This is a genomic window from uncultured Tateyamaria sp. (assembly GCF_947488715.1).
Classification (GTDB): domain Bacteria; phylum Pseudomonadota; class Alphaproteobacteria; order Rhodobacterales; family Rhodobacteraceae; genus Tateyamaria.
In genome coordinates this window covers 408,622-422,985 of record NZ_CANLAG010000003.1, presented here as the reverse complement: position 1 = coordinate 422,985, position 14,364 = coordinate 408,622, and the positions used below count along the sequence as shown (strand labels likewise).

The following is a 14,364-nucleotide window of genomic DNA, read 5'->3' as shown; positions in this document are numbered from 1 at the left end:
ACGACCAGCGATTCTGACCTGCGCTGCGCAGACCTCGCCAGATATGGGGAGGCTGCGGCGCAGCATCTGTTCCATATTTGTTCCAACGCGAAAAAACTGCCGCGAATTTTCCTTGTGAAATCAACCATGGCGGGCGTTGTATCGAATTCGCTCGCTTCTGTTCATGCGTTGTTAACCTTGCCAGTTCTACAACAAGTGCAGCAACGGACGGAGCCACGGATGACTGAAAAGGATACCCATCCTTCTTCCACTCACCCCCCACTCCCACCCACCTCGGAAGATGACCAGTTTTCATGTCTTCGTCTGTTGCGGTCTCGCCGGGTCGGCATATCAACGTACAAACGACTGCTGATTGAACACGGCACCGCGCAAAATGCGCTGGCCGCGCTGCCTGAGGTAGCGCGTGCCGCCGGCGTGACGCGCTATGAAATCTGCCCCGAAGGTGTTGTGCATGCCGAACTAAACGCGGCACGCCGTGCGGGTGCCACGCTGGTGGCACAAGGCACTGATGCCTATCCCCTTTCTCTCGCCGCGCTGTCTGATGCGCCACCTTTTCTGTGGGTCTTGGGCGACGTGGACATGTTGCAACGTCCCGCTGTGGCTCTGGTCGGCGCGCGCAACGCATCGTCCCTCGGCACCCGCATGGCGCGCCGTCTGGCCCGCGATCTTGGCGAGGCCGGATACATTATCGTATCGGGATTGGCACGCGGCGTGGATGCGGCGGCACATCTGGGCGCGCTCGACACCGGCACGGTTGCCGTCCAGGCGGGCGGCGTTGACACAATCTATCCCGCTGAGAACACCGAACTGGCCCAGAACATCGGCAAACAAGGAGCGCGTGTCAGCGAACAACCGATGGGCCTGCAACCCATGGCGCGCCACTTTCCTGCGCGCAATCGCATCATCTCGGGGCTGGCAGAGGCCACCATCGTCGTAGAGGCCGCCGCCAAGTCGGGCAGCCTGATCACCGCCCGTGACGCGCTGGACCTTGGCCGCGATGTCCTTGCCGTGCCGGGTCATCCGATGGATGCGCGCGCCTCCGGGTGCAACATGCTGATCCGTGACGGTGCGACCCTGGTACGGGACGCCGCCGATGTGATCGAAGCTCTTGCCCCCATCGCGCCAACCTATCCCGAATTGCCACTCGAACCACCACGCCCACCCGCCCGCGATCTGCGCGAAACGGCACAACTGCACCAGCAGATTCTGTCACGCCTCGGCCCCTCACCCGTGGCCGAAGATCAGCTGATCCGCGACCTCGGCGCACCAACTGCGGCGGTTGCGCCCGTATTGGTCGAGCTGGAACTGGATGGCAGCATCGACCGTGCCCCCGGTGGCCTTCTGACCCGCGCCAGTTAGGCGCACCCGGCGCACCCTTGTTGACATTCCGTGCTTGCACCCCACATCTTGCGCCGCCATAGAGCACGTACATTCCCCGTTCGAGGTAGACCCCTTAAATGCCTGTCGTCGTTGTCGAATCCCCTGCCAAAGCCAAGACAATCAACAAATATCTGGGCGACGATTACACCGTTCTGGCCAGTTACGGACACGTGCGCGACCTGCCGCCCAAGGACGGCTCGGTGGATCCGGACAACGAATTCGACATGCTTTGGGAGGTCGCGAGCGACAGCAAAAAACATGTCAAAGCCATCGCTGACGCGCTCAAAGAAGACAACGCACTGATCCTCGCAACCGACCCCGACCGCGAGGGTGAGGCGATCAGTTGGCACCTGCAGGAGGCACTGACCAAGCGCAAGTCGATCAAGAAGGACACACCCGTCAGCCGCGTCACCTTTAACGCCATCACCAAGGCCGCGGTGACCGAAGCCATGGCCAACGCCCGCCAAGTCGACATGCCGCTGGTCGAGGCCTATCTGGCGCGCCGCGCGCTGGATTACCTCGTTGGTTTCAACCTGTCGCCGGTGCTGTGGCGCAAGCTGCCCGGCGCGAAATCTGCCGGGCGCGTGCAATCGGTGTGTCTGCGCATCCTGACGGAACGCGAGATGGAGATCGAAGCCTTTCGCAATCGCGAATACTGGTCGGTCAAGGCGGTGTTGGCGTCCCCGCGGGGACAGGAATACGAAGCACGTCTTGTCAGCCTCGCGGGCAAAAAGCTCGAGAAATACAATCTCGAGAACCAGACACAGGCTGAAATGGCCGAACAGGCGATCACCAGCCGCGATCTGAAAATCCAGTCGGTCGAGGCCAAACCCGCCTCTCGCAACCCGTCCGCGCCATTCATGACCTCAACCCTGCAACAAGAGGCGAGCCGCAAGTTCGGTATGGGCGCGCGGCAAACCATGTCCAGCGCGCAACGGCTCTATGAGGCGGGATACATCACTTACATGCGGACCGACGGCATCGATATGGCGCCCGAAGCCGTGACCATGGCGCGCGATGCGATCAAAGACCGCTATGGATCGGAATACGTGCCCGGTCAGCCGCGTGTGTACAAGAACAAGGCCAAGAACGCCCAGGAAGCGCACGAATGTATCCGCCCGACAGACATGGCGCGCGATGCCGCCAGCCTCAAGATCACGGATGACGATCAGCGCAAGCTGTATGACCTGATCTGGAAACGCACGCTCGCCTGCCAGATGGAAGGCGCGCGTCTGGAACGCACCACGGTCGAGATCGGCAGTGACGACGGCCAGGTGGGCCTGCGTGCCACGGGTCAGGTTGTGCTCTTTGACGGGTTCCTGCGGGTCTACGAAGAAGGGCGTGATGACGAAGTTGTCGATGATGACGACAAGCGTCTGCCACAGGTCAGCGAGGGCGAAAAAGCTGACAAACGCTCTGTGACGCCTGAGCAGCACTTTACCCAGCCTCCGCCCCGATACACCGAGGCCACGCTGGTCAAACGGATGGAAGAGCTGGGCATCGGCCGCCCATCGACTTACGCCAGCATCGTCACGACCATTCAGGACCGTGGGTATGTCCGCAAGGACCGCAACCGCCTGATCCCCGAAGACAAGGGACGGCTGGTGATCGCGTTCCTCGAAAACTACTTCCGGCGCTATGTCGGCTATGACTTCACCGCGAGTCTCGAGGAAGAGCTGGATGACGTCAGTGCCGGCGACCGCAACTACAAGGACGTGCTGGGTCGGTTCTGGCAGGATTTCAGCGCGGCGATTGCGGAAACGTCCGAGTTGCGCATCACCGAAGTGCTGGAAAAGATCAACGAGGTGCTGGAACCGCACCTGTTCCCGCCGCTCGAGGACGGCGGCGATCCGCGGCTGTGTCCGAATTGCGGACTTGGTCGTCTGTCGATGCGTACAGCCAGATCCGGCGGCGCATTCATCGGCTGCTCGAACTACCCCGAGTGCCGTTACACGCGTGCGTTTGGCCCACCCGGCGCCGAGGATGACAGCGGTATTCCCCCAGAAGGTAAATTGCTGGGTGAGGACGAAGGCGACAAGATTTTCGCCTTCAAGGGCCGCTTTGGTCCCTATGTCCAACGCGGTGAAGTGACCGACGACAACAAAAAGCCGCCGCGCCAGTCGATCCCAAAGGAATGGCCGCCGACCGAGGTGGACCTGGAGCAGGCTGTACGCCTGTTGTCCCTGCCCCGCCAGATCGGGCCGCATCCCGAAGACGGGGTCATGGTGTGGTCCAACATCGGGCGCTACGGCCCCTATCTGAAACACGCGGAATCGACGTCCGATCGGGGTGGCACCAATGCCAACCTCGAAAACATCGAAGAGGTGTTCACCGTTGGCATGAACCGTGCCGTGCAATTGTTGGCCGAAAAGGTGGCCAGCCGTGGCGGGCGCGGTGTTGCGGCGAAACCGTTGCACGAGTTGGGTGAACATCCCGATGAGGGTGGCCCGGTCAACGTGATGAAGGGCAAATACGGCCCATACGTGAAATGGGGCAAAGTCAACGCGACGATCCCCAAGGGCACGGAGCCGGAAAACGTCACGATGGAGATGGCGGTGCAGCTGATCGCGGAAAAAGCGCCCAAGAAAAAGACACCCCGCAAGAAAGCCGCACCTAAGAAAAAGACTGCGGCCAAAAAGAAGTCGGCCTAGTCGTCGCGGGCCTCTAGCATTGCGACGCGGCCCACGACACGCCCAAGCAATCCCAATAACTGGTCCTGATCGTCATCGGTCAGGGCCGACAGAAACAACCCCATGTTGCGCAGATCCTGGCTGTGGATGGCCTCGGCAATGCGACGGCCGTCCGCCGTCAATGTCAGGTCATAGGCCCGCCGATCCACCTGATTCTGCGCCCGCGCGACGAAGCCGCGCTTGACCAGCCGTGCGATAACGCTGCTGGCCGTGGTGGCCGCTACGCCCAATTGATCCGCCATATCTGACGCCCTCAGGCTGCCGGGCGCGTCCCGCAGCATCGACAGCGTATGGAAGTCCAGCGCGTTGAACTTGATCACGTGCTGATGTTCGGGCCCGGTGCGTTCACTCACCAGCATGACACGCATCAAAACGTGCACGTAATCCAGCAGTTTGCGCTCTTTGGTCATGAGGTTTTTTGTCGAAACGCTCTTGAACTGGCAAGAACCAATTCCAAATACTACGATATTCGTATCTTTTACTGCGAACCTCGTATCAAAAGAGATAACTGCATGTTCATCCGTTCCACCATCGCCGCCATTGCCCTCTCCACGCCGCTCGCCACCGCCGCCCTCGCAGGCACGGGCGTTGCCATGGCTTTTCCGTCCATAACCTTTGCCGAAACGGTGGCCGACATTCCGCCTGCTCCGGCTTTGTCGCCAAAATCGCGCTATCTCACCAACACCGAGACCGCGACGTTCAACGGCACCATTGACGGCTTTCGCGCCTTTCTCGATGCCAACCCCATCACTGACTTTGTGGTGCCAACCGACGCGATCCCGGCCATTGAAGGGATCACATACCTGTCCGGGACATGGCCCAATCCAGGTGCTCTCCGGCGGGTTGACCTTGCCGGTGGCCACAGCGTGCACGAACAGGTCGTCGCCAACACGGACACCAATTTTGTCTATCAGATTTGGAACATCACCGCCCCGGCAGGTCGCGCCATCAATCACATCAAGGGCGAGTTTACGTTTGCCCAGTCCGGGGACGAGGTCACTGTGACATGGGACTACAACATCAAACCCAACGTCTTTTTCGCCCGGCCCGCCATACGCGGCTTTCTCGACAATGATTTTGGGCCGTTCATGCAGGCCGGTTTGACCGGGTTGGTTGCCGCCTATGAGCGCTGAACAGCGCCACATCTTTCAACACGGCGTCCCGAGCAATCGGGTCGCCGCATACAGCGGTATGCAATATATCCCCGCTCACACCGCGCAGCCGCACTATGTCGCGCACTGCCGCGGCAACGCGTTGACTTTGATCCATGTTACCGTCACATAATTTCGTGAACGAAGGATTGCCTGTCAGCAGGCTGTTTGAGGGTGCGCATGAAGAAAGTCTACGGTTCCGCAGCAGAGGCTCTGGAAGGTCTGCTATTTGATGGGATGTTCATTGCGGCGGGTGGCTTTGGCCTCTGCGGCATTCCCGAGCTCTTGCTGGATGCGATCAAGGACGCGGGGACCAAGGACCTGACGTTCGCATCCAACAACGCGGGCGTCGACGATTTCGGGATCGGCATCCTGCTGCAAACGCGGCAGGTGCGCAAAATGATTTCCTCTTATGTCGGCGAGAACGCAGAGTTCATGCGTCAATATCTGTCGGGTGAGCTGGAGCTCGAGTTCAACCCCCAAGGCACCCTGGCCGAACGTATGCGTTCGGGCGGATGCGGCATCCCCGGTTTCTACACCAAGACTGGTGTGGGCACGGTCATCGCCGACGGCAAGGAGCACAAGGATTTCCCGACAGGGCCAGATGGCGCGATGGAAACCTATATCATGGAAACGGGGCTGTTTGCTGATGTCTCCATCGTCAAGGCCTGGAAGGCCGACGCCACAGGCAACCTGATTTTCCGCAAGACTGCGCGAAACTTTAACCCACCGGCCGCAATGTGTGGCAAGGTGTGCATCGCTGAAGTCGAAGAAATCGTGCCAACCGGCAGCATGGACCCCGATCACATCCATTTGCCCGGCATCTACGTTCACCGCCTGATCCAGGGCGAACACGAAAAGCGTATCGAACAACGGACCACTCGCGCCGCGTAAGGAGCCAGGCCATGCCTGACACCATCGAACAGCTACTGGAAGACGACAAATCCTTCGAGGGGTTCTCGCGGGCGCAAATCGCCATGGTCGTGACCAACCCGCATCTCGAGGACAACCCGATCGTCTACGTCAATCAGGCGTTCACCCGGTCCACCGGGTACGCCCGGTCAGCGTCCATCGGGCGCAATTGCCGGTTCCTGCAAGGCGAGGGCACAAAGAAAGCGGACGTGGACAAGTTGCGCGCCGGGATCGAGGCCGAGGATACCGTCAGCGTTGACATCCTGAACTACCGCGCCAACGGCGACCCGTTTACCAACCGGTTGATCGTGGCCCCCGTACAGGACGATCAGGGGCGCACGCAGTATTTCGTTGGGATCCAGAAGGAACTGCGCCAGGGCGAGATGTCGTCCAGCGCTGAGGACATTCACGCCCAGCTGATCGAAATCCAGAACCGTGTGGCATCTGACCTGTCGATGATCATCGCGATGATCCGCCAACAGACCGGTGCGACGTCGGTGCCCGAGGACTTTGCCGCACTCAGCCGCCGCATCGAGACGCTGCAACTGCTGTACGAAGAGATGAAGCTGTCTGACCAGCAGTCCAACCGGGATAGCATCCAGATGGGCAGCTACCTGTCGCGTCTGGCCGCAGCCATCGGTCACGTCGAAGGGCGCTCTGGCATCCGGCTGTCGATCCAGATTGAGCCGCTCGAGGTACCGATTGAAACCGCGACACGTGTGGGCCTGGTGTTGTCCGAACTGCTGACAAATGCGCTGCAACATGCCTTTGACCGGATCGAAAACGGTTTGGTAGAAGTCCGGATGAGCCGCCTGAGCGCGGGTGGTCTGCGCCTTATCGTGTCCGACGACGGCGTTGGCATTCCAAGTGGGATGCAATGGCCGGATACGCGCACCATGGGCGGACGCATTGTCGCTGGCCTGATCGAGGGCCTCGAAGGTACGTTGCATCTGGGCCGCGGTGCCGCTGGTAGTTTTATCACCATAGACGTGCCTGCGGGCGCGACACTTTCAGACGAATAAGGAAGACCGATGCCCTGGGATCGCAACCAAATGGCCGCGCGTGCTGCGCAAGAACTCGAAGACGGCTGGTACGTCAATCTCGGGATCGGCATTCCGACTCTGGTGTCGAACTATATCCCCGAGGGGATCGAGGTGACGCTGCAATCTGAAAACGGCATGTTGGGCATGGGCCCCTTTCCGGTCGAAGGCACCGAAGACGCTGACCTGATCAACGCGGGCAAGCAGACAATCACCGAACTGCCGCAGACCGCCTATTTTGACAGCGCCCAAAGCTTTGGCATGATCCGTGGCGGCAAGATCGCAATGGCGATCCTCGGTGCAATGGAAGTTGCGCAAAACGGTGACCTTGCCAACTGGATGATCCCCGGCAAGCTGGTCAAGGGCATGGGCGGCGCGATGGATCTGGTGGCAGGTGTGGGCCGTGTGGTCGTGGTCATGGATCACACCAACAAACACGGCGACAGCAAGGTGCTGACGGAATGCACGCTGCCTTTGACAGGCAAAGGCGTTGTGGACCGTATCATCACCAATCTTGGCGTGCTGGACGTGGTCGAAGGTGGCCTGAAGATCGTCGAGACGGCCGATGGCGTGAGCGAAGACGAATTGCGCGCCGCCACACAGGCGACCATCGTCTGAGCGCAAACACTGTAAATGTGGAACAGGCGGCGTGGTTCAGAGCGAACCCGCCGCCTTCTTCAATTCAGCGCTGCAAAAACACAGCCATCAGTCACCAGTTCGGGCGGCGTGATGCACAGCCCCCGCGCCAGTTGGAACGTCGCCAGCACTTTGGGGATATAGTCCCGCGTCTCCGCAAAGGGTGGCACACCCTGATGTTTGCGCACTGAACCCTCACCCGCATTGTATCCGGCGAGGACCAGCATCGGATCGCGGTCAAACTGGCCCATCAGCCAATCCAGGTATTTGACCCCGCCCGCAATGTTCTGCGCAGGTTCAAAACTGTCGGTGACGCCAAACCTATCCGCGGTGTCTGGGATCAACTGCATCAACCCTTGCGCGCCCGCGCCGCTGACCGCGTCAACCCGTCCACCGGATTCCACCATGATCACCGCCAAGACCAAAGCCGGGGATACGTCTGTACCGATGGTCGCCTTGAGAATGTCGATACCGTGCGCCTGCGCCAATGTTTGCATCTGCTGCAAGCGTGGCACGGGAACCGGCGCTTCGGACCGCGCCAGCGCGCGCATGGCCACATCCAAACGGCCAGGGCCTGCGTCGTTGATATCCGGGGACACATCATTCCAGAACCAATCAAACCGCGTGGCCGGTGCCGCCGCTGTCGGGGCCTGTGCCACATCGCGCGCAGCCGGTGCAGGCTCTTGGGCTGCCGGGTCAATCTGAATGGTAATGCGCTTCTTGGTTCCAGCCTTGGGCGGTTTGACCCGCTTGGCGGAAAAATCCTTGAACGGGGGCGGATCCTGCGCTGCCAAGGGCGATACGCACACTGAGACGGCCAAAAGACCGGCAAGGCAAAAGGTTTTCATGGTTTCTGCTCGCCTGAGGCACCGGTTCTTTGACCGATCTGCAGGAATTATCGCAAAAAAAGCCGTCTCAAGCCAGCATTTGCGCTCTCAAACATGGCGATATCGCCATATTTGCCACCCGCTTTGAAGAAAATTGCACTCTCTAAAATTTTATTCACGTCTCTTTTCTTTTGTTTTCAGCACCTTGAAGGCTTTGGACGGATTTTTCTGATGCGGACGTGAAAAGCCCAATTTGCCGCCAAATTCATGCCCCAATCAGACGGCTATATAGCGTCATACCAAGTCGGACACGGGCCAAAGAGAGAGAGCGGCCCACACTACGGACGACGAGGTTGAAACGCAAAATCTACTGATCCTTTGGAGGGACACTATCATGATCAAGTTCATCAAAAACTTCCGCAAAGACGAAAACGGCGCCGTGACTGTTGACTGGGTTGTTCTGACCGCAGCCGTGGTTGGCCTGGCCGTTGCAGCTTACACCTCGATCGAAACAGGTGCCACCGAGCTGACAGCCGACACAGACGTGTTCCTGCAGGCTCAAGACCCTAACTAAGTTGGTCTGATCTGACAGCGAAAGCTAACTGGGGGCCGCGACCGCACACGGGCGCGGCCCCCTTGTTTATCACAATGGTCGTCACGTGGCCTTTGAGTAGAGGTTAAAGATGAGAAAATTTTTCAACAGTTTCTTGCGCGACGACAGCGGTGCCGTCACCGTGGATTGGGTTGTCCTGACAGCGGCAGTGGTCGCTCTGGCCGTGGCCCTTGTCCTTGCACTCACGAATGGTTCTGTCGGCGTCTCCGCCGGTGTCGAGGAATTCATGACCAACTGGTCGTTCTGATTTCATCAGGCTGACACAGTAAATGTGATACTGCGAACACCCCGGTCCCGCCGGGGTTTTCGCGTGTCTTGGTGGTTCTGAATGTGGATTGCCCCAGAGCGACCCCACCCGCTCCCTGAAATCGCCACATTCCAATGACAAAACAATCGCGAGAGGCCCCCACCCTACCGGTGCAAGGGCCCAACAAAGAGGTGCTGAAATGCGTATGGTATTTGGATTGGTATTGCTTGCTGGGATCGCCCTGGCCGGTGGTGCCGTGTACATGGCCAAGAATTACATCGGGCAATATCAAACCGCGCTGGCCAAGGAACGGGCCCAGCGTGAAAAGATCGTGCCAACCATCCCTGTCTATGTGGCGGAACGCCCGTTGAAATACGGCGAGGCGTTGACCATGGAAGACGTGCGGACGGTCGACTGGCCCGAAAACGCCATCCCTGAAGGGGCGTTTACCGAAGATAACCCCATCTTCGCCGAAGGTGTGACCGAGGCCCGTGTGGTTTTGCGATCCATGGAAAAGGACGAGGCCGTGCTGGCCGTCAAAGTCACTGAACCCGGCGAAGAGGCTGGCCTGACATCGCGTCTCGAACGCGGCATGCGTGCCTTTGCGATCAAGGTCGACGTGGCGTCGGGCGTATCTGGCTTCCTGCGTCCGGGCGACCGGGTTGACGTCTACTGGACCGGCCGCGTGGATCAATCGCTGAGCCAGGACCGTGGCGACGTGACCAAGCTGATTCAGCCTGGCATCAAACTGATCGCCATCGACCAGAACGCCGCTGGCGACCTGGACGGCGCAATCATCGCGCAGACTGTAACTGTTGCGGTTGCCCCGGCTCAGGTGGCAGCACTGGCTCAAGCCCAGTCGACGGGACGTTTGTCTCTGTCATTGGTTGGTGCCGAAGATGACACCGTCGCAGGCGCAATCGAGGTCGATCAGCGGTCGCTGCTGGGCATCGAAAGCAAGGCCGTCAAGGTGGAAATCGAAGAAGAGAAGACCTGTTCGATCCGCACACGTCGTGGTGCCGAAGTGGTCGAGATCCCGATCCCCTGCACCAACTGAGCGCAGAATTTTCAACACCTTACTTCCGGCGTCACCCCACGGGTGGCGCCGGTTTCGCGTTTGGCTGTTGCCAGTTGTCCACATAAAAAATCTGGCTGAACCTATTGATTCTTGCAAAAAATTCGGAATTGCCGCACAGTGTCGCAAATCGTGGGCACCAAGACCCATACCATCGCGGGCAATAAGACCCGACACCGAGGCGTGATCAAAAAGGCAGGTCACATGAACATTGACGGAATTTTCAAAGCGGCCCTGCTTGGGCTGTCTCTTGCTGTAAGCCCATTGGCGCTGTCCTCTGCACAGGCGGACAATCTGCGCGTGGTGCGAAAGGCAACCGAATCAACGCTCAGCGTGCCCATGAACCGGGCCGTGGTGGTCGAAAGCGACACACCCTTTGCGGAACTCAGCATCGCGAACCCCGCGATTGCAGATATTTCTTCGCTGAGTGATCGCACCATTTACGTGTTGGGCAAGGCGCCGGGTCTCACCACCCTGACCCTTCTGGATGCCAATGGCCGCCTGATCACCAACGTAAACGTCCGGGTCGCGGCCGATATCTCCGAGTTCAAGGAACGCCTGCGGCAAATCCTGCCCGGCGAGAAGATCGAAGTGCGCACCGCCAATGACGGGATCGTCCTGTCGGGCGTCGTGTCATCGACCGCACGTCTGCAGCGCGCGCTGGATTTGGCCGAACGCTACGCAGAGGGCCGCGTGTCCAACCTGATGAGCGTCGGTGGCGTGCAACAGGTCATGCTCAAAGTGCGCTTTGCCGAGATGAACCGCACAGTTTCCAAATCGCTCAGCTCGTCGCTGTCGCTCAACGGATCGATCTTTTCGGGTGACGTGGGCGTGAACGCGGGCACAGGCACGACCAACTCCTCCGGTGGTGTCGCAAACAGCCTTGGCGGTAACATTCCGGGCGTAAACGAGAACGCGGGTGCCATCCTTTTTGGCTTTAACGCGGGCAACACACAGGTCGGTCTTCTCCTAGAAGCCCTTGAAACCAAAGGCGTTGTGCGCACTTTGGCCGAACCGAACCTGGTGGCTCTGTCCGGCCAAGAGGCGAAATTCCTTGCGGGTGGCGAATACCCCGTCCCGGTCAGCCAGGATAACGGTGTTATCACCATCGAATTCAAACCGTTCGGGATCGAGCTGAACTTTATCCCCCGCGTGGTGGACAAGGATCTGATCAACCTCGAGCTTGAGGCCGCGGTATCGGCCATTGACCCAACAAACGGTTTTGCCGTGAACGGGTTCGAAATCGACGCCTTCTCGCGCCGCGAAACATCGACCACGGTTGAGATGCGCGACGGCGAGAGCTTTGCCATCGCGGGCCTGCTCGAAGACAACTTCGATGACAATTCCAGTCAGTTGCCCTGGTTGGGCGATGTTCCGGTGCTTGGCGCGCTCTTCCGGTCGGCGTCATACCAGCGGAATCAGACGGAATTGGTGATCATCATCACTGCACACCTCGTGTCGCCTGTTCGTGGCGATGTGTTGGCGCTGCCCACCGATCGTATCAAACCACCGACCGAAAAAGACCTCTTCCTCTATGGCCGCACCGCCGCCGGGACACGCACCCCCCGCCAAGGTGCCGCAGGCGAGGTTGCCAAACAGGACTTCTCCGGCTCATATGGCTACGTGTTGGATTAAGGACAGGGTCATGAAACCGATCATTTCCGTCGCATTGGCAAGCAGTCTCGCGCTTTCGGCGTGCGGCCCGTCCAGCGACCCGGTCTATACCCAGTTCTACCGCGAGGCGGGTTCGCTGGTGGATACGGGCCAGTTTGGCAACGCCACGGCGAACAACACGCTGATTCTGACCGGCGAACGCCAATATACCTTTGATTTGGCCAATCGGTTCGCCTCTGAGGTGATCACGACTGTCAATTTCGCCTTCAACTCGTCCACGCTGGACGCGGGCGCACGTGACGCGTTGAACCAGCAGGCACAATGGATCCGTCAGTTCCCTGAAATCCGGTTCCGGGTCTATGGGCATACGGATGCGGTTGGATCGTCGGGCTATAACAAACGTCTGGGCCTCGCGCGTGCAAATGCGGTTGTTCATTACCTCAGCACCCGCGGCATCAGCCGGACGCGCCTTGAGGCTGTCGCCTCTTTTGGTGAGACCCAGCCATTGATCGTGACCCAAGGGCGCGAGCGCCGCAATCGCCGCACCGTCACCGAAGTGAGCGGTTTTGTGAAATCGCATCCCACCGTGCTGGACGGCAAGTACGCCCAGATCATCTATCGTGACTATATCAAGTCGGGCGAGGCACCCAGCCAGCTCAGCGGTATTGTCGGGTCGGATTTGCGGACAGAACAGTAATAACAACCTGAAAATTCTTCAAAGGGCGCGCGGACAATCCTGTCTGTGCGCCCTTTACCGTTCTGAGATACCCAACAATTGGAGTTTTTTGGCCCAAATCTCGCCTGAATTCGCTGCGACAACTGCCCGTGAGGATACGTATGCCCGGACACTTTTGACCGGGCGCGGGCACCGCAGTCGGACAGGCGAAACCAACGCCGCACAGGACTGCCTGCCCTTGAATAAAGGACGAGTGGGCAATGAGCAGCGTAATGCCACAACCAGACACCGCACCCATCTTGGCGTGCACCGTCAGCCGGGATGTACAGAACTTCGATCTGTTGATCGAAGACATGGAACACGCGCTTGGTGAGGCATGGGGGGATCTCGGCTTTGCCGAAGCGCTCGCATTCTTCAATCAGCCCGAAGCGGAGGCGATGGAGTTTGTCGCCCTCGCCCTGGATGACGCTGACGAGGACAATTTGGTCCTCATGGGCGAGATCATCACCCAGGCCAAGGCACGCGACATCCAGGTGATCCTGATTGCCGAAGACGTGACGCCGGCGGCGCTGCACCAGTTGTTGCGGCGCGGCGCAGACGAATTTGTGCCCTACCCCCTGCCCGAGGGCGAATTGCAGCAGGCCATTGACCGCCTGCGCGCAGCCGAGCAACCACAGCCCGCGGCACCCGAACCCGCGGTGCAACTGAAATCCGGCACCAACAAACAGGGCGCCGTTCTAGTGTCCCATGGGATAGCCGGTGGCACCGGATCAACGACGCTGGCCGTCAATCTGGCTTGGGAACTGGCTTTGCTGAACCCATCCGAGACGCCCAATGTCTGTCTGCTGGATCTGGACCTGCAATTCGGTTCCGCGTCGACCTATCTCGACCTGCCGCGCCGCGAGGCCGTGTTCGAAATGCTGTCCGACACCGAAAGCATGGATGATGACAGTTTTGGCCAGTCCCTGCTGACCTTCGAGGACAAATTGCAGGTGCTGACGGCCCCCGCCGACATGATCCCGCTGGACCTGATCACACCCGAAGACATTGGCCGCGTGGTCGATATGGCACGGGCGCATTTTGACTACGTGGTGATCGACATGCCGTCGACGCTGGTGCAATGGACGGAAACGATCCTGACCTCCTCGCACATCTACTTCACCACGCTCGAGCTCGACATGCGCTCGGCGCAAAACACCGTGCGGTTCAAACGCGCCCTGCAATCCGAGGAGTTGCCGGTCGACAAACTGCGCTATGTGCTGAACCGCGCGCCAAAATTCACCGATCTGGGTGGCAAGGCGCGGGTCAAACGTCTGGCCGAAAGCCTGGATATCGCCATCGAGGTGCAATTGCCCGACGGCGGCAAACCGATCACGCAAGGCGCGGATCACGGTCTGCCGCTGGCCACATCTGCCGCCAAAAACCCGCTGCGTCGCGAGATCGCGAAACTGGCGGCATCCATTCACGAACTTAGCGAAGACCAGGCCAAAGCGGCCTGATCTG

At 59.6% G+C, this 14,364-nt stretch carries 14 protein-coding genes; 12 read left to right on the top strand and 2 right to left on the bottom strand.

The annotated features are described in order from the left end of the window. Positions 1-219 precede the first annotated feature (219 nt). Positions 220-1,359: a DNA-processing protein DprA gene (dprA, locus tag Q0936_RS09920; RefSeq protein WP_299141398.1), complete on the top strand. Its 1,140-nt coding sequence runs from the start codon at positions 220-222 to the stop codon at positions 1,357-1,359. Between the two features lie 98 nt (positions 1,360-1,457). Further along, positions 1,458-4,031: a type I DNA topoisomerase gene (gene topA, locus Q0936_RS09915; RefSeq protein WP_299293557.1), complete on the top strand. Its 2,574-nt coding sequence runs from the start codon at positions 1,458-1,460 to the stop codon at positions 4,029-4,031. Here the strand turns inward: topA and Q0936_RS09910 are convergent. Further along, positions 4,028-4,480 carry a MarR family transcriptional regulator gene (locus Q0936_RS09910; protein WP_299293560.1) on the bottom strand — a complete coding sequence of 151 codons (453 nt, stop codon included), beginning with the start codon at positions 4,478-4,480 and terminating at the stop codon, positions 4,028-4,030. The genes topA and Q0936_RS09910 overlap by 4 nt on opposite strands. A gap of 102 nt (positions 4,481-4,582) precedes the next feature. On the opposite strand from Q0936_RS09910, the gene Q0936_RS09905 reads away from it, so the two are divergent. The 4 genes from Q0936_RS09905 to Q0936_RS09890 all read left to right on the top strand — a co-directional run bounded on the left by Q0936_RS09905 (position 4,583) and on the right by Q0936_RS09890 (position 7,791). Then, on the top strand, positions 4,583-5,203 hold the full coding sequence (locus Q0936_RS09905) for an SRPBCC family protein (RefSeq protein ID WP_299293563.1): 621 nt from the start codon (positions 4,583-4,585) through the stop codon (positions 5,201-5,203). 198 nt (positions 5,204-5,401) lie between these two features. Then, positions 5,402-6,115 (top strand): CoA transferase subunit A, encoded by a 714-nt coding sequence (locus Q0936_RS09900; RefSeq protein WP_299141406.1) that lies wholly within the window; start codon positions 5,402-5,404, stop codon positions 6,113-6,115. An 11-nt stretch (positions 6,116-6,126) separates the two neighbouring features. Then, entirely contained in the window at positions 6,127-7,155 is a 1,029-nt protein-coding gene (locus Q0936_RS09895; protein ID WP_299293566.1) for a PAS domain-containing protein, read from the top strand. A gap of 9 nt (positions 7,156-7,164) precedes the next feature. Continuing rightward, positions 7,165-7,791: a 3-oxoacid CoA-transferase subunit B gene (locus Q0936_RS09890; protein ID WP_299293569.1), complete on the top strand. Its 627-nt coding sequence runs from the start codon at positions 7,165-7,167 to the stop codon at positions 7,789-7,791. 59 nt (positions 7,792-7,850) lie between these two features. Here the strand turns inward: Q0936_RS09890 and Q0936_RS09885 are convergent, their stop codons facing one another. Further along, a complete protein-coding gene (locus tag Q0936_RS09885) occupies positions 7,851-8,657 on the bottom strand; it encodes a lytic transglycosylase domain-containing protein (protein WP_299293572.1) in 807 nt (268 codons plus the stop codon). Positions 8,658-9,030: 373 nt separating this feature from the next. On the opposite strand from Q0936_RS09885, the gene Q0936_RS09880 reads away from it, so the two are divergent. The 6 genes from Q0936_RS09880 (at position 9,031) to Q0936_RS09855 (ending at position 14,360) form a co-directional block, all read left to right on the top strand. Beyond that, positions 9,031-9,210: a hypothetical protein gene (locus tag Q0936_RS09880; protein WP_299141414.1), complete on the top strand. Its 180-nt coding sequence runs from the start codon at positions 9,031-9,033 to the stop codon at positions 9,208-9,210. Positions 9,211-9,319: 109 nt separating this feature from the next. Beyond that, entirely contained in the window at positions 9,320-9,496 is a 177-nt protein-coding gene (locus tag Q0936_RS09875) for a hypothetical protein (RefSeq protein WP_299141415.1), read from the top strand. A 199-nt stretch (positions 9,497-9,695) separates the two neighbouring features. Next, positions 9,696-10,553 (top strand): Flp pilus assembly protein CpaB, encoded by an 858-nt coding sequence (gene cpaB, locus Q0936_RS09870; protein ID WP_299141417.1) that lies wholly within the window; start codon positions 9,696-9,698, stop codon positions 10,551-10,553. A gap of 222 nt (positions 10,554-10,775) precedes the next feature. Further along, a complete protein-coding gene (locus Q0936_RS09865) occupies positions 10,776-12,206 on the top strand; it encodes a type II and III secretion system protein family protein (RefSeq protein WP_299141420.1) in 1,431 nt (476 codons plus the stop codon). Positions 12,207-12,216: 10 nt separating this feature from the next. Then, entirely contained in the window at positions 12,217-12,882 is a 666-nt protein-coding gene (locus tag Q0936_RS09860) for an OmpA family protein (RefSeq protein WP_299141422.1), read from the top strand. Between the two features lie 239 nt (positions 12,883-13,121). Further along, complete coding sequence (locus Q0936_RS09855; RefSeq protein WP_299296346.1) at positions 13,122-14,360, top strand: AAA family ATPase; 1,239 nt, start codon at positions 13,122-13,124, stop codon at positions 14,358-14,360. Positions 14,361-14,364 lie beyond the last annotated feature (4 nt).

Excerpts from the sequence above, each read along its gene's own strand:
- Q0936_RS09905 (WP_299293563.1), top strand. The coding sequence starts at position 4,583 with ATGTTCATCCGTTCCACCATCGCCGCCATTGCCCTCTCCACGCCGCTC.
- Q0936_RS09895 (WP_299293566.1), top strand. The coding sequence starts at position 6,127 with ATGCCTGACACCATCGAACAGCTACTGGAAGACGACAAATCCTTCGAG.
- Q0936_RS09890 (WP_299293569.1), top strand. The coding sequence starts at position 7,165 with ATGCCCTGGGATCGCAACCAAATGGCCGCGCGTGCTGCGCAAGAACTC.
- dprA (WP_299141398.1), top strand. The coding sequence starts at position 220 with ATGACTGAAAAGGATACCCATCCTTCTTCCACTCACCCCCCACTCCCA.
- cpaB (WP_299141417.1), top strand. The coding sequence starts at position 9,696 with ATGCGTATGGTATTTGGATTGGTATTGCTTGCTGGGATCGCCCTGGCC.
- Q0936_RS09860 (WP_299141422.1), top strand. The coding sequence starts at position 12,217 with ATGAAACCGATCATTTCCGTCGCATTGGCAAGCAGTCTCGCGCTTTCG.
- Q0936_RS09910 (WP_299293560.1), bottom strand. The coding sequence starts at position 4,480 with ATGACCAAAGAGCGCAAACTGCTGGATTACGTGCACGTTTTGATGCGT.
- Q0936_RS09885 (WP_299293572.1), bottom strand. The coding sequence starts at position 8,657 with ATGAAAACCTTTTGCCTTGCCGGTCTTTTGGCCGTCTCAGTGTGCGTA.
- Q0936_RS09880 (WP_299141414.1), top strand. The coding sequence starts at position 9,031 with ATGATCAAGTTCATCAAAAACTTCCGCAAAGACGAAAACGGCGCCGTG.
- Q0936_RS09855 (WP_299296346.1), top strand. The coding sequence starts at position 13,122 with ATGAGCAGCGTAATGCCACAACCAGACACCGCACCCATCTTGGCGTGC.
- Q0936_RS09900 (WP_299141406.1), top strand. The coding sequence starts at position 5,402 with ATGAAGAAAGTCTACGGTTCCGCAGCAGAGGCTCTGGAAGGTCTGCTA.
- topA (WP_299293557.1), top strand. The coding sequence starts at position 1,458 with ATGCCTGTCGTCGTTGTCGAATCCCCTGCCAAAGCCAAGACAATCAAC.
- Q0936_RS09875 (WP_299141415.1), top strand. The coding sequence starts at position 9,320 with ATGAGAAAATTTTTCAACAGTTTCTTGCGCGACGACAGCGGTGCCGTC.
- Q0936_RS09865 (WP_299141420.1), top strand. The coding sequence starts at position 10,776 with ATGAACATTGACGGAATTTTCAAAGCGGCCCTGCTTGGGCTGTCTCTT.